Annotated in this window: 17 protein-coding genes; 7 read left to right on the top strand and 10 right to left on the bottom strand. The window is 53.3% G+C overall.

Annotated elements, in window-relative coordinates; all coding sequences use genetic code 11:
* Positions 1 to 122: 122 nt before the first annotated feature.
* Genes AC6CHM_RS03810 through AC6CHM_RS03820 form a run of 3 tightly spaced genes read right to left on the bottom strand, consistent with a single transcriptional unit; the run spans position 123 to position 6,272 of the window.
* Positions 123 to 2,567 carry a GcvT family protein gene (locus AC6CHM_RS03810; protein ID WP_498172043.1) on the bottom strand — a complete coding sequence of 815 codons (2,445 nt, stop codon included), beginning with the start codon at positions 2,565 to 2,567 and terminating at the stop codon, positions 123 to 125.
* Positions 2,564 to 5,011: a GcvT family protein gene (locus tag AC6CHM_RS03815; protein ID WP_354343801.1), complete on the bottom strand. Its 2,448-nt coding sequence runs from the start codon at positions 5,009 to 5,011 to the stop codon at positions 2,564 to 2,566. The genes AC6CHM_RS03810 and AC6CHM_RS03815 overlap by 4 nt, the downstream gene beginning before the upstream one ends.
* A gap of 28 nt (positions 5,012 to 5,039) precedes the next feature.
* Complete coding sequence (locus AC6CHM_RS03820; RefSeq protein WP_498172044.1) at positions 5,040 to 6,272, bottom strand: aromatic ring-hydroxylating oxygenase subunit alpha; 1,233 nt, start codon at positions 6,270 to 6,272, stop codon at positions 5,040 to 5,042.
* Positions 6,273 to 6,423: 151 nt separating this feature from the next.
* On the opposite strand from AC6CHM_RS03820, the gene AC6CHM_RS03825 reads away from it, so the two are divergent.
* Positions 6,424 to 7,332, top strand: coding sequence for a LysR substrate-binding domain-containing protein (locus tag AC6CHM_RS03825; RefSeq protein WP_498172046.1), 909 nt, complete (start codon positions 6,424 to 6,426; stop codon positions 7,330 to 7,332).
* Here the strand turns inward: AC6CHM_RS03825 and AC6CHM_RS03830 are convergent.
* Both AC6CHM_RS03830 and AC6CHM_RS03835 read right to left on the bottom strand, forming a co-directional pair.
* Positions 7,319 to 7,810, bottom strand: coding sequence for a thioesterase family protein (locus tag AC6CHM_RS03830; protein ID WP_337354703.1), 492 nt, complete (start codon positions 7,808 to 7,810; stop codon positions 7,319 to 7,321). The two genes, AC6CHM_RS03825 and AC6CHM_RS03830, sit on opposite strands and share 14 nt — an antisense overlap.
* A 79-nt stretch (positions 7,811 to 7,889) precedes the next feature.
* On the bottom strand, positions 7,890 to 8,870 hold the full coding sequence (locus tag AC6CHM_RS03835) for a helix-turn-helix domain-containing protein (RefSeq protein ID WP_115052968.1): 981 nt from the start codon (positions 8,868 to 8,870) through the stop codon (positions 7,890 to 7,892).
* 78 nt (positions 8,871 to 8,948) lie between these two features.
* On the opposite strand from AC6CHM_RS03835, the gene AC6CHM_RS03840 reads away from it, so the two are divergent.
* The 6 genes from AC6CHM_RS03840 to AC6CHM_RS03865 are packed head-to-tail and all read left to right on the top strand — an operon-like array spanning position 8,949 to position 15,901.
* Entirely contained in the window at positions 8,949 to 9,854 is a 906-nt protein-coding gene (locus AC6CHM_RS03840) for a beta-keto acid cleavage family enzyme (RefSeq protein ID WP_115052967.1), read from the top strand.
* A gap of 4 nt (positions 9,855 to 9,858) precedes the next feature.
* Positions 9,859 to 10,923 (top strand): carnitine 3-dehydrogenase, encoded by a 1,065-nt coding sequence (locus tag AC6CHM_RS03845; protein ID WP_498172048.1) that lies wholly within the window; start codon positions 9,859 to 9,861, stop codon positions 10,921 to 10,923.
* A gap of 4 nt (positions 10,924 to 10,927) precedes the next feature.
* On the top strand, positions 10,928 to 12,091 hold the full coding sequence (locus AC6CHM_RS03850; protein WP_307285325.1) for an acyl-CoA dehydrogenase family protein: 1,164 nt from the start codon (positions 10,928 to 10,930) through the stop codon (positions 12,089 to 12,091).
* Between the two features lie 11 nt (positions 12,092 to 12,102).
* Positions 12,103 to 14,175 carry an acetate--CoA ligase family protein gene (locus AC6CHM_RS03855; RefSeq protein WP_498172050.1) on the top strand — a complete coding sequence of 691 codons (2,073 nt, stop codon included), beginning with the start codon at positions 12,103 to 12,105 and terminating at the stop codon, positions 14,173 to 14,175.
* The gene (locus tag AC6CHM_RS03860; RefSeq protein ID WP_115052963.1) at positions 14,172 to 14,954 is read left to right on the top strand and encodes a carnitinyl-CoA dehydratase; all 783 of its coding nucleotides are present in this window, start codon (positions 14,172 to 14,174) and stop codon (positions 14,952 to 14,954) included. The genes AC6CHM_RS03855 and AC6CHM_RS03860 overlap by 4 nt, the downstream gene beginning before the upstream one ends.
* A complete protein-coding gene (locus tag AC6CHM_RS03865) occupies positions 14,951 to 15,901 on the top strand; it encodes an alpha/beta hydrolase (protein WP_498172051.1) in 951 nt (316 codons plus the stop codon). The genes AC6CHM_RS03860 and AC6CHM_RS03865 overlap by 4 nt, the downstream gene beginning before the upstream one ends.
* A 1-nt stretch (position 15,902) precedes the next feature.
* On the opposite strand, the gene AC6CHM_RS03870 is transcribed toward AC6CHM_RS03865, so the two are convergent.
* From AC6CHM_RS03870 to AC6CHM_RS03890, 5 genes are all read right to left on the bottom strand, one after another.
* Entirely contained in the window at positions 15,903 to 17,564 is a 1,662-nt protein-coding gene (locus AC6CHM_RS03870) for an ABC transporter ATP-binding protein (protein ID WP_498172052.1), read from the bottom strand.
* Positions 17,564 to 18,388 (bottom strand): ABC transporter permease, encoded by an 825-nt coding sequence (locus AC6CHM_RS03875; RefSeq protein WP_115052960.1) that lies wholly within the window; start codon positions 18,386 to 18,388, stop codon positions 17,564 to 17,566. Before AC6CHM_RS03875 ends, AC6CHM_RS03870 begins: the two co-directional genes overlap by 1 nt.
* A 10-nt stretch (positions 18,389 to 18,398) precedes the next feature.
* Complete coding sequence (locus AC6CHM_RS03880; RefSeq protein WP_498172054.1) at positions 18,399 to 19,358, bottom strand: ABC transporter permease; 960 nt, start codon at positions 19,356 to 19,358, stop codon at positions 18,399 to 18,401.
* Between the two features lie 13 nt (positions 19,359 to 19,371).
* The gene (locus AC6CHM_RS03885) at positions 19,372 to 20,961 is read right to left on the bottom strand and encodes an ABC transporter substrate-binding protein (RefSeq protein ID WP_115052958.1); all 1,590 of its coding nucleotides are present in this window, start codon (positions 20,959 to 20,961) and stop codon (positions 19,372 to 19,374) included.
* 116 nt (positions 20,962 to 21,077) lie between these two features.
* On the bottom strand, positions 21,078 to 23,081 hold the full coding sequence (locus AC6CHM_RS03890; protein ID WP_498172055.1) for a CocE/NonD family hydrolase: 2,004 nt from the start codon (positions 23,079 to 23,081) through the stop codon (positions 21,078 to 21,080).
* Between the last annotated feature and the right edge of the window lie 33 nt (positions 23,082 to 23,114).

The raw sequence follows: 23,114 nt of genomic DNA on the forward strand, positions 1-23,114 counted from the left end.
AACCAGTAAGGCAAACTGCAGTGCAACGGGCTGAATTATGCCCGTTTTGCTGGGTTTTCAGACGACTAACAAATGTCTCGAATTAAACTTTTCCAAACGCGAAACTGCCCCCATTCGTTAATTTACATTCGCACCCGTTCTGCCTTCGGATCATAGATCGGCTTCAACGAAGCCTCCGCCTTGACGCGCGTTCCGGCAATTTCGATTTCGTATGAGGAAGCCAATATTTGATCGGCAGTCTCACCCTTTGCAGGGACGTAGCCGAGGCCGACTGCTCCGCCGAGATGATGCCCATAATTGCCCGATGTAATCGTCCCGACTATCGCGCCGTCGCGTATGATTGCCTCATTGTGAAAAAGCAATGGTTCTGGATCGCTGAGGCGAAACTGCACAAGCCGCCGGTCAAGGCCGGCCTCCTTCTTCTTCAACACGGCATCACGACCGATGAAGCTTCCCTTGTCGACCTTTACCGCAAAGCCCAATCCCGCTTCCAGAATGTGATCTTCATCGGTGATGTCGTGGCCGAAATGCCTGAAGGCTTTCTCGATACGGCAAGAATCAAGCGTATGCAGCCCACAGAGCTTTAAACCGAGTTCTCGTCCTGCCTCTTCGATCTGCTCGAAAACATGCGCTGTCTGATCGGTCGAGACATAAAGCTCCCAGCCAAGTTCACCGACATAAGTTACGCGGTGCGCGCGGGCCAGCCCCATGCCAATCTCGATTTCCCGCGCCGTACCGAATGGATTGGCTTCATTGGAAAAATCATTGGGGCTGACTTTCTGGATCAGCTCACGCGATTTTGGCCCCATGAGGCAAAGCACCGATTCTGCGGCGGTTGCGTCTGTGATGACAACAAACTCGTCCTTGAGATGTTTGCGCATCCAGGCCAGATCGCGTTGCAAAGTAGCCCCGGGCACGACGGCCAGAAATGACGTCTCGGAAAGCCGCGTGACTGTCAGGTCGCTTTCAATCCCTCCGCGATTATTGAGCATTTGCGTGTAGACGATGCGACCGGCTTCCACATCAAGCTGGTTGGCACAAAGCTTTTGTAGAAATGCAAGCGCATCGCGGCCCTCGATGCGGATTTTACCGAATGACGTCATATCGAACAGACCGACGCCGTTGCGTACGGCCAAATGCTCGTCGCGTTGATTATCAAACCAGTTTTGCCGCTTCCACGAATAGCGATACTCGCGTTCCTGGCCTTCTCGGGCAAACCAGTTTGCCCGCTCCCAACCTGCAACTTCGCCAAAAACGGCGCCACGCACCTTGAGGTGTTCATGAATGGGCGAGCGACGAATATTGCGCGATGTTGCCATCTGGCGATATGGGAAATGATCGGCGTAGAGCAGCCCAAGCGTTTCAGAAACGCGCTCTTTCAGATAGCGCCGGTTTTTCTGGAATGGTTGCGCGCGGCGAATATCGACTTCCCAAAGATCGAATGGCGCTTCGCCATCATGTATCCATTGCGCAAGCGCCATTCCAGCACCGCCTGATGACACGATCCCGATAGAGTTATAGCCCGCGGCAACCCAGTAACCGCCGAATTCCGGCGCTTCGCCAAGATAATATCGGTCATCCGGCGTGAAGCTCTCAGGACCGTTGAAGAAGGTGTGAATGCCAGCCGTGCCGAGCATGGGCATGCGATTGACACCCATTTCCAGAATTGGCTCGAAATGCTCAAAGTCTTCCGGCAACTGGTCAAAGCAGAAATCTTCAGAAATGCCGTTCATGCCCCATGGCTTGGCAACGGGCTCGAACGCGCCAAGCATCATCTTGCCGGCGTCTTCTTTGTAATAGGCGCATTCGTCCGGGACACGAAGTACAGGCAACCGCCCCAATCCCTCAATCGGCTCGGACACCAGATAGAAATGCTCGCAGGCATGCAATGGCACAGTGACGCCGGAACTGGCAGCCAAATCACGCGCCCACATTCCCGCGCAATTGATCACAACATCTGTTTCGATTGTTCCCTGTTCCTCGCCCTTGGCCCAAGACACACCCGCAACCCGGCCATTCTTTTTGAGTACCTCGGTGACCTTCACATTCTCAACAATCTTCGCGCCGCGCTGACGCGCACCTTTCGCCAAGGCCATGGCGATATTGCCAGGATCACATTGTCCATCCAGCGGCAGATGCACAGCGCCAACTACATCCGCGATATTAAGATGCGGATACATCTCCTTGACTTCATTAGGAGATATTTCCCTAACGTCCACATCAAATGCTCGCGCCAGTGACGCCTGCCGATATATTTCGTGCTTGCGCTCTTCGGTCAATGCGACTGTAATTGATCCGACCTGTCGCATACCGGTGGCAACTTCCGTTTCAGCCTCGAGCTTGACGTAGAGGTCGGCGGAATATTTCGCCAGACGCGTCATGTTTTGCGAAGCACGAAGCTGCCCGATCAACCCGGCAGCATGCCATGTCGTGCCGGAAGTCAGTTGTTTGCGTTCGAGAAGGACGATATCCGTCCACCCCAGCTTTGCCAGATGATATGCAACAGAGCAGCCGGAAATACCGCCGCCGATGATAACGGCCCGGGCCTTGGCCGGTAGAGAACTCATGCGCGGATTCTTTCGTTCTTTGGGTCCCAGAGAGGTTCGTCCGGATGGACCATTGCTTTGTATCGTTCGCCAAAGATTTCCACTTCGACTTCGGTTCCAGGTTCAGTCAATTCAGTTTTCAACATGCCGAGGGCAATGGATTTATCAATGCGATGGCCCCAGCCACCGGACGTGGTTTCACCCACGATTGATCCATTATGCCAGAGCGTGGACATATAGGGCGCGTCACAATCTCCGGCTTCCACCGTGAGTGTAACAAAGCGTTTCTTCACTCCCTGCTGCTTTTCACTTTCAAGCGCGCTCTTGCCGAGAAATTCTGGCTTCTCCCATTTGATAAAGCGCTCAAGACCACTTTGCAGGGGCGTATAGTCGGTCGATAGATCACCCTTCCAAGCGCGATAACCTTTTTCCAGGCGCAATGAATCAAGTGCAAACATGCCGAATGGCTTGATCCCGTATTTCTGGCCGGCTTCCCAAACCGCGTCGAAAATCGCCGCAGTATCATCAATTTTCGTATGGATTTCCCAGCCAAGTTCACCGGCAAAAGACACGCGCACCAATTGGCAATAGCGCCCGGCGATCTGTGTCGTCTGATGTGAAAGCCAGGATTTCTCAAGGTCCGCATCGCAAATATCACTGAACAATGCGCGTGCTTTTGGCCCCGTGACGATCTGACAGGAAAAATCATCTGTAACATTGCTGATCGTAATGGCGCTATCTTTTGGAAGATGATTCATCAACCAATCGCGGTCATGCCACTCAGCAACACCCGCAGTAATGAGAAAGAATACATCCTCATCAATGGCCATGATGGACATTTCGGTGACAACGCGGCCCTTGTCATCCGAGAAATATCCGAGTCCAATACGGCCCGGCTTTGGCACAATCCCTGTGACGAGTGTCGTCAACCAGGCGCGCGCACCCTCACCGCTCACTTTAAAACGCGAGAATCCCGGCAGATCGAGAATGCCGACCGCATCGCGAACCGCGTGGCATTCTTCGCGGATGCGCTTTTGCCATGGCCCTTCCCGCGTAAAAGTCTGTGTCGCCTCTTCGGAAATATCGTCGCTGGGTTGCGCATACCAGTTTGCCCGTTCCCAACCATTATATGCGCCGAACTGCGCGCCCAATCCTGCAATACGATCATGGATTGGCGAAAGCTTTTTATTGCGCCCTGCTGGCCAAGTATGACGGGGGAAATGAATGGCATATTCGTGCCCGTAGACTTCCATGCCCTTGGCAACGCAGTAGTCCTTATCCGTAAAGCCGGTAAAGCGGCGTGGATCGCAGGACCACATATCCCACTCGGTCGCGCCCTCCATCACCCATTCTGCGAGCACTTTTCCTGCTCCTCCGGCCTGTGCAATGCCGAATGTAAATACACATGCCTCAAACGCATTGGGAACACCGGGCATAGGTCCGATCAGCGGATTGCCGTCTGGAGCATAAGGAATGGGACCATTAATGATTTTCGACAATCCGGCAGTCCCGAGGATGGGAACACGCGCGATTGCATCGTTGAGATACCACTCCAATCGCTCAAGATCATCCGGGAAAAGCTGGAAAGAGAAATCGTCCGGCATTGGATCGTCTGCTGTTGCCCAATGCGCACGGCAATTGCGCTCATAAGGCCCAAGATTCATACCGTTCTTTTCTTGTCGAAGGTAATAAGAGGAATCGACATCGCGGAGAAGCGGTAGCTTTTGGCCATGCTCCCTAGACCATGCTGCAATTTCCGGAATTTCATCAAAGAGCAAATATTGATGGCTCATCACCATCATAGGGACATCGCGCCCAAACAATTTTCCAATTTCTTGCGCGCGATAGCCAGCTGCATTGACTACATATTCGCAGCGAATTTCGCCTTGCGGGGTTGTAATGATCCACTCTTCATTTTCGCGCCGCGCGCCTGTAACGGGACAGAACCGAATAATCTTGGCGCCCAAATCACGCGCGCCTTTTGCCAAAGCCTGCGTGAGCTGTGCCGGGTCAATATCTCCATCATTGGGATCATAAAGCGCACCGGCCAGCTCATGCGTCGCAATGAATGGATAGCGGCCATTGATTTCGTCAACGCCCAGCACATCAATATCCATTCCTTGATATCGGCCCATGCTCTTGACGCGCTGAAACTCGCGCATGCGCTCCTTGGTATGAGCAAGGCGCAACGAACCGGTGACATGATAATTCATTGGGTAGTCAACTTCGGCAGCGAGCCCCCGATAAAGCTCGGCTGAATAACGCTGCATATTCATTACGGACCACGAAGCCGAAAATGTGGGTACGTTGCCCGCCGCATGCCAAGTGGAACCTGATGTCAGCTCGTTTTTCTCAAGCAGCACACAATCCGTCCAGCCTGCTTTTGCGAGGTGATAAAGCGAAGAAACACCGACCGCCCCGCCGCCTATGATGACGACGCGCGCCGATGTTGGAAAATCAGACATACATAGTCTCCCGCATTATCATGCTGTTTCAGGCCCGTGCGATTTCATCGAGGTACCACTGGATGTACCGCAACTCGTTATATTCCATTGGTGCGATTGGCCCCGGCACAAAGTAATGCGAACGAACACCCCGCGAGGTATGCTCGATAATCGTCTTGTCTTCGGCGGTGGTTACTTTCCACAACCAGGTAAGCTTTTCGAGATCGTAATCCTTGCCTTCTTCGGCATCGCCTCGCACCAGCCAGATCAACTCCATTTCACACGTATCGACTGTTTTCGGAATGAAGCGATAGATCATGCCATGGTCTGGATAGCAGACCAGAAAGCTCGTGCCTCCAAGGTGGATGGATGTTACCCCGCCATCAAATTGGGTGAAGCGGCCCATTAGCGGACCAACTGGCGATCCATCCTCGCTGCCGCTCGAAACGCCGTCATAAAGCGCATAGCGGAAAGTGTGGATTGCCTCATATCCCTGCGCTGAACTTTGCCAATGATCTCCCGTAGCAATATCTATACCGAGTGCGCAGGTGCGCTGCTCCATACGCGCATTAAGCTCTACGATTTTCTCTGCGGGCTGCTCCAGCGCATGGGTTTGCGAATATTCCGGATGAGCCGGACCGCAATGATAGCATTCGACGTAATTTTCAACGGCCAGCTTCCAGTTGGCATCAACTGGATAGGTTTCCCGATGTGCTACTTTGGCATCCGCCCAGCCATATTGCCCACAAGTCGTGCGCAGTGACTGCTCTACAACTGAAAAATCTAGAGGTTCGTCGGCAAAGCAGATGAAAATCAAACCTTCAGCAACACGCACATGCAATTTTTTCAATCCATGCGCATCACGGTCAAAATCTCTCGGCATAAGCCGTGCAGCTCGTAGGCTGCCATCATTCGTATAGGTCCAGGCATGATAGGGACAGACGAAAAAGCGCGCATTGCCCTTGGATTTTGTGCAAACCTCTGCGCCTCTATGGCGGCAGACATTCAGAAATGCGTGGATGGAACCGTCTTCCGTGCGCGAAACAATGACAGCTTCCGTATCAATCTTGAACAGCTCAAAATCACCGGCATTCGGGATAATGCTGGCATGCCCGATACAATGCCAATGGCGGCGGAACACACGTTCCATATCCCGCGCATAGATATCCGGGTCCATGTAGAAGGCCCGAACGAGACCATGACCCGCTCTATGTTCCGCGATTAGCCGATCAATCTTCTCCAGAGGCGGCGCAATTTCTGCAAATGCCTGTTCTGCACCCATTTTATTCTCCGAAAGCATTGTTCCCGGACGCTTGTTTTCTCAAAGTGCGCGTCTCAGTTTAGAATGATTCCGCATTGCGCAGCATACAAGCGATGGTTACTCATAAAGACATGAATTATTCTCACCCATCTCAATGTGAAAGTTCTCACCTATGATGTCCAAGCCAAGAATACCGCCACTGGGTTCACTCCGAGCCTTTGAGGCATCAGCGCGGCTTTTGAGCTTTCGGCTTGCAGGTGATGAACTTGGGGTGACGCAGTCTGCGATAAGCCACCGCATTGCAGAGCTTGAAACGATCCTTGGCGTCAAGCTGTTTGAGCGGCTGCCACGCGGCGTTTCGCTCACAGATGCCGGAACGCTTTATTATCCCTATATGCGCGACGCATTCGAAAAGATTGCGCGCGGCACGGCACTTATAAACCGCATCGGCACTGCAGACGATCTTGCCATCGAGACCTATGCGACCTTCGCCATTCGCTGGCTCATTCCGCGCTTGACTGACTTTCGGAAGATCAATCCAAATCTTGCCATCCGCATCGGTACAAGCCAACTGGATTGGGAATTGAACATCGATAGCTCTGATATTGGCATTATCCATACCACACGTCCGGAGCGCATGAATCTGCATTATCGCCAATTGGTAAAAGCCCAAATGCGACCCGTATGCAGTCCGGCAGTTGCTGAGCGCATTACCGGGGATACCGATGCCAAAGCTCTTGGAAAAGTACCCCGCCTGGCACTTTACACTGCGCCGGAGGACTGGGGCACCTGGCTCGATGCTGCTGGTATCACCGACACGGCAAGAACTGATACTTTGAAGTTCGACACCTATCTTGCGGCGTTACAATCGGCGCTCGATGGTCAGGGAGTTGTCGTTGCCCCTGACTTTCTGGTCCAGGAAGATATCAAGGCTGGCAGGCTGGTCGCCCCGTTCTCGTTGAAGGTGCCACAGCCCGGTGCCTGGTATATGATCTGCCGCAAAGAGCGCGTTGGCGAAGCACGCATAAAAAAGTTCGAGAACTGGCTGGCCGATCAATTCAGCCGTGTCACTTCCTCTTGATGCCTATTGCCCGGCCTACGCGCTCAGGCCTTGGCAATTTCTCGTGTGCCTCTTTGTAAAATTCAAGCTTTGGCAACACATCGTCCGGAAACGGCACGACTTTCGGACCATTCATGTCAACATGCAATGACAGTACTTCCGCGGTCGCCGCCAGCCATCCGTCCACATGAACAATCTCATTATAGGTATGAAGGCGCTTGCCATCGAAATCAATGAGTTGGCTTGTAACCGTGACGAGATGGTCGAGATGAATTTCCTGAACGTAGCAAATATGCACTTCCGCCGTGTATATCGTAAGCCTGCGTGCGGCGGCATATTGGGGCCCAAAGCCCAGCTCGGCCAGAAACTCATCGCCACCACGATCAAACACTACATTGTAATAAGCCATGTTCAGATGGCCATTATAGTCAATCCACTCCTTTTCCATGGAGATCGGTGCTGACCTGTATAATTCTCCGGACTGATGATTGATTAGCATCGAGTGCTCCTGACTCTGGAAATTGATGTTTTAGCTTGAAGCATGGATGGGCAATTCATCGCTTTGTCAAAAGCGACTCTCATTGAACAGGCCGGAAAGCACTTGGCGGCTTGCCCTCAAAACTCCGAAATGTGCGGGTGAACGCTGCGGCAGAGGAAAATCCCGTTCGTGCAGCAATATCGGCAAGCGGCGACTTGGTATCGGTGATTAGTCGGCGCGCGACTTTCAAGCGCAAGCGCAGATAGTACCGCCCCGGCCCTTCCCCGACAGCTTTTGCAAATATCTTCTCAAGGCTTCGGGCACTAAGTCCGCATCGTTTGGCGATTGCTCCAACCGTCAGCGGCTGCTCGATATGACCTTCCATCAATCGGATAGCGACCGCTAGCTTTGGATGCACATTGTCCAGTCTTCCGAGTGAGACCAAAGGCTGTGCATCATTGGACGCATGGGCCTCGTCATAGATGAACACGCTTGCAACATCGAGCGCGACCGACATGCCGTAGCGCGAGCGGATCAAATGCAGCATGAGATCGAAAGTCGGCGATGCGCCGCCGCTCGTGAAAACCGGGCCATCAATGACATAGCGATCCGGTCTGATGTCCGCATCAGGAAACTCTGCGGTAAACTCCTCCATATCTTCCCAATGGGTGGTTGCGCGACGCCCGGTCAATAGTCCGGCACGTCCGAGCAACCATGAACCTGCCTCGATGCCGCCGATCATTTGATAATTGTGTACTGCCCGCCGCAAATTTGCAGTGAATGTCGTGCGTGCAATGTCCGCGGTGCCAAAGCCCCCGACGACCAGCAGCATATCGCCCTTTTCCGATGCATTAAACTGACCGGAAACAGCGATAGGCAAGCCACAGGTCGTCATGGTGGGTTTACCGTCAAGGGAAACGACTTGCCATTTGAACAATGATGCGCCTGAAACCCGGTTCGCTGCTCGCATGGGGTCAATCGTCGAGGCAACACACATCAGGGAAGCGCCACTGAATACGAGAACCGTTACATTTAACGGCTCGGTATTGGGCAAAAACAGTGGAGATATTTCGTTATTCATCAATTTCAATTCGTATATCGCAAAGCATTCCTTGGCAATGGGGGCATGATCAGGTCAATAAATAATGGGAGCAGACAAATGGGACTTACCCCCAATCGCGAAGTATTTATCACTTGCGCCGTTACTGGCGCTGGCGACACGACAGGCCGTTCGGACAAGGTGCCGGTAACTCCCCGCCAGATTGCTGATGAGTGTATTGCCGCTGCCAATGCGGGTGCTGCGATTGCTCATATTCACGTACGCGACCCGAAAACTGGTAAGGGTTCACGCGATATAACTCTCTACACGGAAGTCGTTGAGCACATAAAGGCCTCTGGCGTGGACATGGTGCTCAATTTGACCGCAGGCATGGGCGGGGATCTGACGCTCGGCAGTGTCGAGCAGCCTATGCCGCCTTCCGCAGATGGAACGGACATGGCCGGCGCGACGGAGCGTTTGGAACATGTGGCTAAACTTCGCCCCGAAATCTGCACGCTCGACTGTGGCACCATGAATTTTGGTGAAGGCGACTATGTCATGACCAATACGCCAGCCATGCTGAAAGCAATGGCAGCACAGATTCAGGCGCTGGGCGTTCGCCCTGAAGTCGAAATCTTCGACACGGGTCACCTCCTTCTCGCCAAATGGCTCTATGATCAGGGTCTGCTCGATGATCCTGTTATGGTTCAACTCTGCATGGGTATTCCTTGGGGTGCGCCAGACGATATTGGTACATTGCTTGCCCTGACCAACAACCTGCCCTCCAACTGGACCTTTTCCGCATTTTCTATTGGTCGCAACCAAATGCCCTATGCGGCAATGGCGATGCTTGCGGGCGGAAATATCCGTGTCGGTCTGGAAGATAATATCTGGCTCGATAAAGGCGTGCTGGCGACAAACGGCCCATTGGTAGAACGAGCCGTAAAAGTTGCCGAAGGCATGGGAGCCCGTATTCTCGGTCCTCAAGAAGTTCGTGAACGCATGAAATTGACAAAGGGCTGGTAAAATCATGGCAAGCATTCGCAAGGCAGCCGCTGTCGGTGGCGGAGTTATTGGTGCTGGCTGGGTAGCCCGCCTACTTCTCAACGGAATTGATGTTTCAATATTCGATCCCGATCCGGAAGCAGAACGCAAAGTCAGCGAGGTGATGAAGAATTCGCGTCGCGCCTATAAGACGATGTTGCCGGATGGGCTGCCTAAAGAAGGCAAGTTGACTTTTGCCAAGTCGATTGAGGAAGCCGTTGCTGGTGCAAATTTCATCCAGGAAAGCGTTCCCGAACGTCTCGATCTGAAACACAAAGTGCTGGCAGAGATAGACAAATATGCCGATGTGACCGCGATCATCGGGTCTTCGACGTCCGGTATTCTTCCGTCAGACATGCAGACGGCCATGAAACACCCGGAGAGGCTGGTCGTCGGCCACCCCTATAATCCGGTCTATCTTTTACCACTGGTAGAAATTGTCGGAGGCAAACTGACATCTCCGGAAGCCGTCGAAAAAGCACGGGAACTTTACGCGTCTATCGGCATGAAACCAGTGGTCATTCGCAAGGAAATTGAAGCTTTTGTCGGTGATCGTCTGCTTGAAGCTGTTTGGCGCGAGGCTCTCTGGCTCATCAAGGATGACATCACGACCGTTGAAGAACTTGACGACATCATGCGCTATTCTTTCGGCATTCGCTGGGCGCAAATGGGTATGTTCCAGGTCTACCGCGTTGCTGGCGGCGAAGCCGGGATGCGTCATTTCATTGCCCAGTTCGGTCCGTGCCTGTCATGGCCATGGACCAAGCTCATGGATGTGCCGGAACTGACCGAAGAACTGGTCGACAAGATTGCCAACCAATCTGACGAACAGGCTCACGGACTTTCCATTCGTGAACTCGAACGCATACGTGACGACAATCTCGTGGCCATCATGGATGCTCTTTCCAAGCAGAATAAGGGCAAAGGGTGGGGTGCTGGTGCGCTCTATAAGGACTATACGAAGCGCCTTTCAAAACTGGCACAAAAACCCGCTCTGTCCAAGGCAGCAGCAAAGGCCGTGACGAGTAAGCCCAAAAAGAAGAAAGGCTGAAACAATGGATTTTGGTCTTTCGGAAGAACAACGCCTGATCGTTGATACGACGCGGGCTTTTGTCGAGAATGAGCTTTATCCGCATGAGGCAGAAGTCGAACGCACTGGCATCCTGCGAAAAGAACTCGCGGACGAGTTGAAGCAAAAGGCCATTGAAGCAGGCCTTTATGCGGCCAACATGCCGGAATCAGTTGGCGGTGCTGGTCTCGATACTGTTACCTGGCTGCTCTATGAAAAAGAACTCGGCCGCGCAAACTATGCCCTGCACTGGACCTGTGTCGGACGTCCGTCGAATATATTGCTCGCGGGAACTGACGCACAAAAAGAGAAATATCTCTATCCATGTATTCGGGGCGAGAAATCCGATTGTCTGGCCATGACAGAGCCCGGCGCTGGTTCCGATTTGCGCGGCATGAAAGCATCTGCCGTCGAGAATAATGGCGATTGGGTGGTGAATGGCACGAAACACTTCATAAGCCACGCGCTTGAGGCCGATTTCGTTATTCTTTTCGTGGCTTCAGGCGAGGAAGACACGCCGCGCGGCAAGAAAAAGAAAATCACGGCATTCTTTGTCGATAAAGGTCATCCGGGCATGACCATCCGCGAAGGCTACCGCAATGTTTCGCACCGTGGATATAGCAATGCGATTATCGAGTTCGATGATTGCCGCTTGCCGCAAGATGCTATTCTGGGTGAAGTACACAAAGGCTTCGAAGTTGCCAATACCTGGCTGGGCGCTACCCGTTTGCAAGTTGCGGCCACCTGCTTGGGCCGTGCTGAGCGCGCGCTGGATCATGCCATTGAATATGCTGCCCAACGTCAGCAGTTCGGCCAGCAGATCGGCAAGTTTCAGGGTGTGTCGTTCAAATTGGCTGATATGGCAACTGAATTAAAAGCGGCGGATCTGCTCACGTTTGAAGCCGGCTGGAAATTCGATCAAGGCACCGTTACGGATCAGGATATGGCAATGGCCAAGCTCAAAGCCACTGAAATGCTGGCTTTCGTTGCCGATGAAGCGATCCAGATTCATGGCGGAATGGGGTTGATGGATGATCTGCCGCTGGAGCGAATTTGGCGCGACGCCCGGGTCGAGCGCATCTGGGAAGGCACGTCCGAGATTCAGCGGCATATCATATCGCGCGCCCTGCTCCGTCCGCATGGCGCGTAACGGAGTATTTGATGGCGCATAAACTGGATCGCCTGCTTCGGCCCAAGACCATTGCTGTCTTCGGCGGCCTTCAAGCTGCCGAAGTCATAAAGCAATCGCAAAAAATGGGTTTTTCCGGTGAGATATGGCCGGTGCATCCCAAACATGATGAAATATGCGGGTTGAAAGTTTACCGCTCGGTTGCCGACTTACCGGCAGGTCCTGACGCCGCATTTATCGGAGTTAATCGCCTTCTAACGCTCGATATTGTGCGTGAACTGCGCGCGATCGGAACGGGCGTGGCAGTCTGCTATGCATCGGGTTTCCTCGAAGCAGGCGCGGATGACGCCGACGGCGCAAGACTTCAGGAAGAACTGATCGAGGCGGCGGGTGAAATGCCGATCATCGGGCCTAATTGCTATGGGCTTATCAATTATTGTGATGGCGCTCTGCTTTGGCCCGATCAACATGGCGGCAGACGGCTGGAGCCGGACGAACGGGGCGTAGCCATCATCACGCAGTCGTCCAACATCGCCATCAATATGACGATGCAGACCCGCGGACTGCCGATTGCTCACGTCATGACGGCGGGCAACCAGGCTCAGACCGGCTTGCCTGACATGGCGATTGCCCTGCTTGAGGATGAACGCGTCACAGCGCTCGGTCTGCATATTGAGGCTTTTCAATCGGCATCCAAATTTGAACTACTGGCAAAGCGCGCCCGTGAACTCGGCAAGCCGATCGTTGCGATGAAAGTTGGACGCTCAGAACAAGCACGAGCTGCGACAGTTTCCCATACGGCTTCGCTGGCTGGTTCGGATGCTGCTTCCGATGCATTTCTGAAAAGGCTGGGCATTGCTCGTGTCAATTCAATCGCATCGTTCCTCGAGACGCTCAAATTGTTGCACGTGCATGGACCACTTGATGGAAACACGCTCTGTTCAATGAGTTGTTCGGGCGGTGAAGCCTCTGTTATGGCTGACAGTGCTGAAGGCCGCCTGGTTCACTTCCCTGCTTTGACGCCGGAACATCGCGCCAAAGTGAAGTCGACGCTCGGACCTCTCGTTGCGGTGGCCAATCCGCTCGATTACCACACTTTTATCTGGAATAATGAACCAGCACTGACTGAAACATTTACGACGATGGTCGCGGGCGGGTTTTCTTTGAGCTGTCTTGTCCTCGATTTTCCGCGCAAGGACCGGTGCTCGGACGTTGATTGGTGGTCCACTGTTCGCGGCTTTGAGAATGCATTGCGCACGAACAATGCTAAGGGCGCTATCGTGGCCTCATTGCCTGAAAACATTCCGGAAGAATATATGGCGCAGCTCATCGCCAAAGGCATCGCCCCACTTTGCGGAATTGTCGAAGCTTTTGACGCTGCTGAGGCGGCAGCGTTCATCGGCAAGGCTTGGGTCACAGAAATTGCTCTGCCGGTGGCTACTCCCGGTAAAAACTTTGGCAACACGGCAGCACCTGATGAAGCTCAAGCTAAAACCATTTTGAAAGCCGCAGGCTTGCCGGTTCCTGAAGGTCAACGCTGTACGACGTCTGCTGAAGCCGTAGACGTCGCCAATAAACTGGCCTATCCGGTCGCCCTCAAGGCGCTCGGCATTTCCCACAAGTCAGAGCAAAATGCCGTCAGGCTGAATCTAAAGAATGCAGATGCAGTCAAAGCAGCGGCGGACGACCTGATTGATCTTGGTTCCGGCATTTATGTCGAGCGCATGGTAACAGGTACAGTGGCAGAACTCATTGTCGGCATTATCGACGATCCGCAGTTCGGCCCTGTTATGACGCTGGGTACTGGCGGGGTCATGGTAGAATTGCTGCAAGACACGGTAACGCTGCTTCTGCCATCAAGCCGCAGCGATATTGAAACCGCTTTGCGTTCACTGCGTATGTTCCCCTTGCTTGATGGCTTCCGCAATAGACCGAAGGCTGATCTGGATGCGGCTTTGGACGCTATTATGGGGATCGCTACATTTGCGGTCAAAAATGCAGGAAAAATTGTTGAACTCGATATTAATCCGCTGCTGATCTGTGGCGTGGCACAAGGTGCCTGGATCGCCGATGCGCTGCTGGTTACAAAGGGAGAACTTTCATGAATGATGTTGTCAGAACGCGGCGCGAGGGAGGCATTCTCGAAGTTACGCTTGATCGGCCAAAGGCCAATGCCATTGATCTGACAACCAGCAGACTGCTGGGCGAAACATTCAAAAAGTTCCGCGATGATCCGGAGCTACGTGTGGCAATCGTACAAACCGAGGGCGACAAGTTCTTTTGCGCCGGCTGGGATTTGAAGGCAGCTGCCAGCGGCGATGCTGTGGATGGTGATTACGGTGTTGGGGGCTTCGGCGGCCTGCAAGAATTACTGGATCTTAACAAGCCGGTTATTGCTGCCGTCAATGGCATGGCGGTCGGCGGTGGTTTTGAACTCGCCCTTTCCTGCGATCTGATTTATGCCTCCGATCATTCGAGTTTTGCACTGCCGGAAATACGCGCTGGTACGCTGGCAGATGCCGCGACTGTAAAATTGCCAAAACGCATTCCCTACCATGTTGCAATGGACCTGCTCCTGACTGGCCGCTGGATGGATGTTGCTGAAGCCCATCGTTGGGGGCTGGTCAACGAGGTGCTGCCCAAAGACAATCTCATGGCACGCGTTTGGGAAATTGCCCGCATGCTTGAAAGCGGACCTCCATTGGTTTTCGCTGCAATCAAGGAAGTCGCGCGCGAAGCGGAAAGCATGGGCTTTCAGGAAGCCATGAACTGGATCACAAAGCGGAAATTCCGTACAGTCGACACACTTTATGCTTCGGAAGATGGGCAAGAAGGGTTCAAGGCATTCGCCGAAAAACGCGAGCCCGTTTGGAAGGGAAAATGACCACTGACTACTCCGCCCTGATCGACGAGCAGACCTGGGCTTTCATTGAGCGGACCAATAGTTTTTATCCGCCAGATTCTACGGATCATTCCGTTGCCCGGCAACGCGAAGTCTACAACACCATGTGCCGGGCATTCTTTTCGCAATATCCAGGATCGGTTTCCTCGACTAACAAATTCGTTCATACCGCAGAACAGCGGATACCGATCCGGGTCTACGAAAAGTCTGATAGCGATCCAGAGGCTGTATGCCTCTATTTCCATGGTGGCGGATTTGTCGTGGGTGGGCTTGAGAGCCATGATGATGTCTGTGCTGAGCTTTGCGATGCTACCGGCTTTCGTATCGTCTCGGTTGATTATCGTTTAGCGCCTGAACATTTGCATCCAGCAGCATTCCTTGACTGCCTCGCGGCGTTTGAACACGTCGCATCCACCTGCGAATTGCCGATCATTTTATGCGGTGATAGTGCTGGCGGAAATCTCGCCGCCGCGGTCACACACCATGTGCGCCGTCACGAACGTGCTCCCGTTGGTCAGGTTCTTATCTATCCCGGGCTGGGTGGTGAAACAGATCAAGGCTCGTATCTCACCCATGCTCAAGCACCAATGCTGACGACGCGCGATACGCTCTACTATGCTGAAATTCGCGGCGGTGGTTTTAATTGGTCAAACGATCCGCGCTTTGCACCTTTGAATGATCAGGATTTCAACGGATTGCCCGATACGATCGCCATCTCGGCGGAATGTGACCCACTATCCGACGATGGCCGCGACTATTGCAACAAAATCAGCGCTGCCGGGGGAAAGGCGCTCTGGAACAATGAACCCGGTCTTGTTCATGGTTACCTTCGTGCGCGCCACAGCGTTGATCGTGCGCGAGCGAGCTTTCGCCGGATCACAACCGCCGTACATTTGCTCGGCCAAGGCCGTTGGCCCGGCCAGCTTTAATTTAGTTTCCAGCGCTTGCCATTCGCCTTGTCTTCATAGCCGTTTCCAGCCAGCCGAGTTCCATTTCTGGAACCGACGACAAGAGCAAATCCGTGTAATCGTCAAATGGCGGTTTCAACACGTCCGACTTCGGACCGTAGCGAACCACTTCACCCCGATACATGACTGCGATGGAGTCGGATATGGATTTCACTGTCGCAAGGTCATGCGTGATAAAAAGATAAGCGACGTTTTCATCCTTTTGCAAATTCAAAAGCAGTTTCAAAATACCGTCAGCAACCAAGGGATCAAGCGCGCTGGTTACCTCGTCGCAGATGATGAGCTTGGGTTTTGCAGCCAGTGCGCGCGCGATGCAAACACGCTGCTTCTGCCCGCCGGACAGTTCTGCCGGATAGCAGCCAGCAAAATTTTTGCCCATTTCCATTTTTTCCAGCAATTCGGCAACGCGCTTGTCGCGTTCCTTACCACCCATACCGAAATAGAATTCCAACGGACGGCCGATAATGGTACCGACCGTTTGGCGTGGATTCATCGCGGTATCAGCCATTTGATAGATCATCTGCAATTCTCGCAGATCGTCGCGCGTGCGATTGGCAAGTCGCGCCGATAATGTTCTGCCTTCAAAGGTGATCGCCCCTTCCATCGGCGGCAAAAGCCCAGTGATGACGCGAGCAAGTGTTGATTTACCAGAACCGGATTCACCGACCACAGCCAAGGTCTGACCAAGATGTATATCGACAGAAACGTTCTTGAGCACTTTGACCAATCCGCCGCCATAGGCAGCGGTGACGTTCCTCACCGATAGAATTGGCTTGTCGGCAGGACTTTTTTGTTCGTGCGGAATGTGATGCACGGACACAAGCTGTTTTGTATAGGCTTGGCGCGGCGCTTTGATTATCTGTTGTGTATCTCCGTATTCGACCTGTTTGCCATGGCGCAAGACGAGAATGTCGTCAGCGACCTGTGCAACCACAGCAAGATCGTGCGTGATATAGAGTGCGGCGACATTCGTATCGCGGATTGCATCCTTGATAGAAGCCAGCACATCAATCTGCGTGGTCACATCAAGAGCCGTCGTTGGCTCATCAAAGACAATCAGATCCGGCTCCGAACATAGAGCCATAGCTGTCATGGCACGTTGTAGCTGTCCGCCCGACACCTGATGCGGAAAGCGCTGGCCAAAAGTTTCAGGATTTGGAAGACCCAGCTTTTTGAAAAGTCCGACCGCGCGCTTTTCTGCCTCGGCCTTGGTGCATATTTTGTGAAGCAGCGCGGCTTCAATCACCTGATCCATCAATTTGCGCGCAGGATTGAAGGCCGCAGCAGCCGATTGCGCCACGTAGCAAACTTCGCGGCCCCGTATCTGTCGCAATATCTTGGCGCCGCCTTTCAGAATATCTCGGCCGTTCAACAGCACTTCACCACCGGTAATGCGTACGCCACCCCTGCCATAGCCCATGCTGGAGAGCCCGATTGTCGATTTGCCCGCACCGGATTCGCCTATAAGTCCGAGCACCTTACCCCGCTCAAGCTTTACCGACACACCGTCGACAATAATAATATTCCTGGGCGGTTCTCCAGGCGGATAACTGGTTGCTTCGATACGCAGATTGCGGATGTCGAGAAGAAGGCCTGTTTTGTCTTTCAATGGAGCTTTGACCATTATCCGCGACCTCCCTTCAGGCTGGTGGTTCGGTTCAATATCCAGTCCGCGACAAGGTTGACCGAGATCGCAAGCACAGCAATGGCCGCAGCAGGTATCAAAGCTGCAGGAATGCCAAAGACGATACCCTCCTTGTTTTCCTTCACCATTCCACCCCAATCAGCGTCAGGCGGCTGGACACCGAGGCCAAGGAAGGAAAGTGCCGAAAGGAAAAGAACTGCAAATATGAATCTCAGGCCAAGCTCTGCGATCAAAGGTGTCAGGGCATTGGGTAATATTTCCCTGAAAATAATCCAGATACGGCCCTCGCCACGAAGTTTCGCAGCCTCGACAAAGTCCATGACATTGATATCAACTGCTACTGCCCGGGCCAGCCGGTAAACGCGCGTCGCATCCAATAGCCCCATGACGAGGATCAATGTCATTATATTTGCCGGCAAAACCGAAAGCACGACAAGCGCAAAAATCAGGGTCGGAATAGCCATGATCAGATCGACAAACCGCGACATGAGCTGATCAAACCAGCCTCCGATTACGGCTGCGGCGAAACCTAGAACAGAACCCAAAATGAACGATAGTGCCGTTGCTGTGGCCGCAATGAAGATGGTGATGCGTGCGCCAAAAATCATGCGTGAGAGCAAATCGCGACCCAGATTATCTGTGCCAAGCAAATATTTGGCCGACATCGGTTCCCATACGTCACCAACCGTCTCCCCCACAGGATAAGGAGCAACCCACGGCGCAAAAACCGCTGCGAAGACGAATACAGCAGTGACGAGAAGTCCGATCCACGCACTGATAGGAATATTCTTTACATTCAACATTGCGTGGGCCTCACTTCGGGTGTCTGAGGCGGGGATTGGAAACAATCGCCACGATGTCAGCAATAATATTCAGGCTGACATATACAGCCGCGAAAATAAGCCCACATGCCTGAACAACCGGCACATCGCGTTTGGCCACGTGGTCCACAAGGTACTGTCCCATGCCGGGATAGACAAAGATAACCTCGACTACGACAACGCCGACGATCAAGAATGCCAGATTGAGCATGACCACATTTACGATCGGCGCGATAGCATTTGGAAATGCGTGCCGCGTGATGATCTGCAAGGGCGAAAGCCCCTTTAGTTCCGCTGTCTCCACATAGGCAGACTGCATGACGTTTAAAATGGCGGCGCGTGTCATGCGCATCATATGCGCCAGCACAACCAGTGTCAGAACGGTCACCGGCAAGGCGATGGCGCTGAGCCTTTCACCCAGCGGCATGCCTTCATAAACCGTTGAAACACTTGGAAACCATTGCAGACGAACGGCGACAAAGTAGATCAGCAGGTATCCGGTAAAAAACTCGGGCAACGAAGTTGAGGCCAGACCGAGGCCGGAAATGAGCTTGTCCACGAAACCATTGCGATAGCGCACTGCCAACAGTCCCAGACCAATAGCCAATGGAATGGAAACAATTGCCGCCCAGAATGCAAGGAACAAGGTATTCCACAGCCTTCCTTTCAGTGAGCTTGCAATGTCCTGCCCGCTTGAGAGGGCCGTTCCCAAATCACCGGTCAATATGCCGCCAAGCCAATGGAGATAGCGGATATAGGCTGGATCATTCAGGCCCATGTCACGTCGCAGGTTTTCAAGCGCTTGCGGCGTGGCTGATTGCCCGAGTATGGATTGCGCAACGTCTCCGGGCAGAATCTGCGTGCCTGCAAAAATCAGCACGGAAACTGCAAGGAGAAGAAGGATGCCCATCGCGATGCGTTGGGCAACCAGTTTCAGGACAGGTGTACTCATCTCACGCGGCCGATCAGGCGTTCAGCCAGCAACGCGACAATGCGTAACCGCCGCTCATCTCCTGATTGCCATCTGGTACCCAACCGCCCACCTTTGCGCTTGTCGCATCAATGAAGTCGTTGAACATTGGCACGATCACCCCACCCTCATCGCGCACGATGACTGACATGTCGCGGTACATCGACTTGCGCTTGGCTTCGTCCAGTTCGCCGCGTGCCGTAATCAGCATCTTGTCAAACTTTTCATTGAAGAAGCGCGTGTCATTCCAATCGGCGGTAGAAAGGTAGGCCGTCGAATACATCTGATCTTGCGTTGGACGCCCGCCCCAATAGGATTCGGAAAATGGCTGTTTGTTCCACACTTCTGACCAATAGCCATCGCCGGGCTCACGCTTGACCTCAATGGTAATACCGGCCTTTGCAGCGCTCTGCTGATAAAGCTGAGCCGCATCCACAGCGCCCGGGAAGGCAACGTCGGATGTGCGAAGCAGTATTGGCCCGTCATGGCCCGACTTTTTGAAGTGGAAGGCGGCTTTATCAGGATCGTATGCGCGCTGCTCAATATCGTCAGAGAATAATGGATAGGCCTTGTTGATCGGGAAATCATTGCCGACCGAACCGTAACCACGCAGAATTTTCTGCACCATGTCCTCACGGTTCATCGCATATTTAAGCGCCAACCGCAGGTCGTTATTATTGAATGGCGCCGTGTTGCAATGAGCGATGAAAACGTAGTGTCCCTTACCGGCCACGTTCTGAATGGTAACGCCCGGCACGCGCTTGACCAGATCGACAATCTTCGGCTCGACCCGGTTGATCATGTGCACCTGACCCGACTGCAGCGCGGAAGTACGTGCAGTTGCATCATTGATCACGATGATTTCAATTTGCTCGGCATGACCGCGCTTGTCGCCATTCCAATAGTTTTCAAACTTTGCGCCGATATGGCGAACGCCGGGCTCGTCAGTCACGACCTTATAGGGACCCGTGCCAATACCGGCTGTGGGCTTGTCCTTGCCGCCATTCGGCTGAATCATGAGATGGTAGTCGTCCATCAGGAATGGCAGGTCGGCATTGGCTTCTTTCAGTGTAAATACAACGGTATCGCCGTCTTTCTTCACATTGGAGATACCACCCATGACGCCTAGCGCACCGGACTTGGAATTCGCGTCGGAGTGGCGTTCCATCGTTGCCACAACATCGTCCGGCGTCATGTCCTTGCCGTCGTGAAACTGAACGCCTTTGCGAATCTTGAATGTCCAGACCTTCGCATCGTCAGATGAGCCCCACTCTTCGGCAAGCTTGGGTTGCAAAGTTCCGTCGGGCTGGATCTCGACCAGTTGCTCGCCCCATTGGCGCCCAAACTTGTAGGGAACCTGACTTTGCCAGGTGGCTGGATCAAGACTGTCAGTCGATGCGCCACCCTGCATACCGGCTTTAAGCGTACCGCCTTTGACCGGCCCCTCAGCCAAGGCTGCGCTGGTCAGGAGTGAATTGGCAAAAACTGTGGTTACGCCGAGCGCAGCGGCGCGACCGAGGAAATCCCGGCGCGAAAGCTTTCCAAGTGCAACCCTGCGGCTGAGATAGTCGAGTTCATTAGACATTGAATTCCCCTTCTTGTCTAAGACGCTTTGCGCCTTCTGGTTTTCTCTAATTATGCGACCTGATAACTATGTATTTCAACCTTTAGATACTTCTCATGCGCGAATGCCGGACATTCTCATATGAAATTTCGATCAATTGTTTCCGCAAAATCACGCTCGAATACGACATTGTCATTCTCATAGGCCTCGATCCGGCCCGTGAGATAAAATTTGTGCTTGTCAGAATGCATGCTCGTAAAAGTCTCAGTTCTGATACGCCAATTGTCACGCCCCGAAATCTCGGTCCAATGGGTTTCACCCCGCGCCGATAGCGGATCATCGGCCTGAATTTCCCAGCGTTCACGCGCCACACCGCCATGGATCAGACCGTGGTCCTTGTCTCGCGCTTCGCCGAAATCATCTTCGATCAACAATACAATCTTTCCACTGACCTGATCATGGACAATTGAGCGACTATTGGCACTGTCGCGCAACGTCTCCAATTGCCATGGCGATGCTGCTTCCGGCTCGGCGAAGGTCCACTCGTCACCCTCAGCCATTGCCCGCGACGGAACAGCAACTGTTCCAGATTGAATTGTCAGACTGACGGGTTCCGGTGAAGGCCAGACCATTGGCCAGTATGACGAGGATACGGCAACCCGCAACTTATGCCCCGCAGGGAGGCGATAAGCGATATCATCAAGCTTGAAGCTGATTTCATAGCTTTTGCCCGGCTCCAATGCTTCGGGTACAGCGTGACTATTGCGATGGCAAAGATTGAAAACACCATAGGTGATGCGTGTTGAGGCGCCGTCCGGATGCACATCGCAAAGTCGCACGGCAACCATGGCAACAGGCTTGTCGCTCGTCAGTTTCAATGTAATTTCGGGCGCACCGACAATATCCATCGACCGGTCGAGTTGCATATCATAGCAAACGGAAAGAGCGTCATCGCGGCGCTGATCGCCCGGCATTTCCGGACCCAGCCAGATCGCGCAGTATTCGCCTCCCATCATCCCGCAATCCTGCGGCGATGACACCAGATGCGAAAAGGCATCTGGTGGCTGCCCTGACAGGCTCTTGTCGTCGTGAAGATGAAACAGCGCAGTTCCAATAGTTTGCGATGGCCATTGTTCTTCTGCAATCCAGCGACCAGGCCGCTCCGTATACCAGCTTTTAGGCCGTACGGAATCCATCAGATAGCCGCGATAGGCCGGATCATTCTCAACGCCGGTCTCAATGTCCTTAAGCCATCGATCCCACCAGCGCAGAGCCTCTTGGAGAAAGCCGATACGCGGCCCCGGCACCGCAAAATGCGGATATTTGTGCACCCAAGGCCCAATTATGCCTTTTACCGGCGCCGTAATTCCAGTCATCAATCTGGAAACGGCATTCTTGTAAGCGTCGCCCCATCCTCCAACTGCAAGTGTCGCGGCCTTTATCTTCGAAAAATCTTCGCAAACGGAGCCGCGCTGCCAATAGCCATCGCGTGTCTGGTGATTCAACCAGACAGCAGGCAAAAATGGCTCATTGTCCAAGCGCTCGAGCCACATACCCCGCCATTTTTCACCAACCAAGGCCGGATCAGGCGCCCGGGACGAATAGGACAGCATCGTTGCGCCCCAACCCAGATTTTCATTCAGCAGAAGACCGCCCTTATAGTGAATATCGTCGGCATAACGATCATCGGTCGAACAAAGCGTAATGATGGCTTTGAGTGCATCCGGTTGCATTGCCGCCACTTGAAGCGAGTTAAAACCGCCCCAGGAAATGCCCATCATGCCAACCTTGCCGGTCGACCAGGATTGAGCCGCGATCCATTTGATGACATCGCAGGCATCCTGCAATTCCTGTTCGGAATATTCGTCTTCCATCAATCCTTCGGAATCGCCATTCCCGCGCATATCAACACGCAAGCAGGCATAGCCATGCCCGGCAAAATAAGGATGGGTCAGATTATCGCGCGCGGTCGTTCCGTCACGTTTGCGATATGGCAGAAATTCAAGAATGGCCGGAACAGGGTTTTCGTCAGCTTCCTCAGGCATCCAGACCCGCGCTGAAAGGCGGCAGCCGTCGGGCATGACGATGCCCATATCGGCTTGCTCTGTGATCTTATGCGGAAAAGTTTCGACTGTTCGCATTACCACCTTTCGCCCTCACATGGATACGAAAAT

Source organism: Phyllobacterium sp. GQ127, from assembly GCF_059758635.1.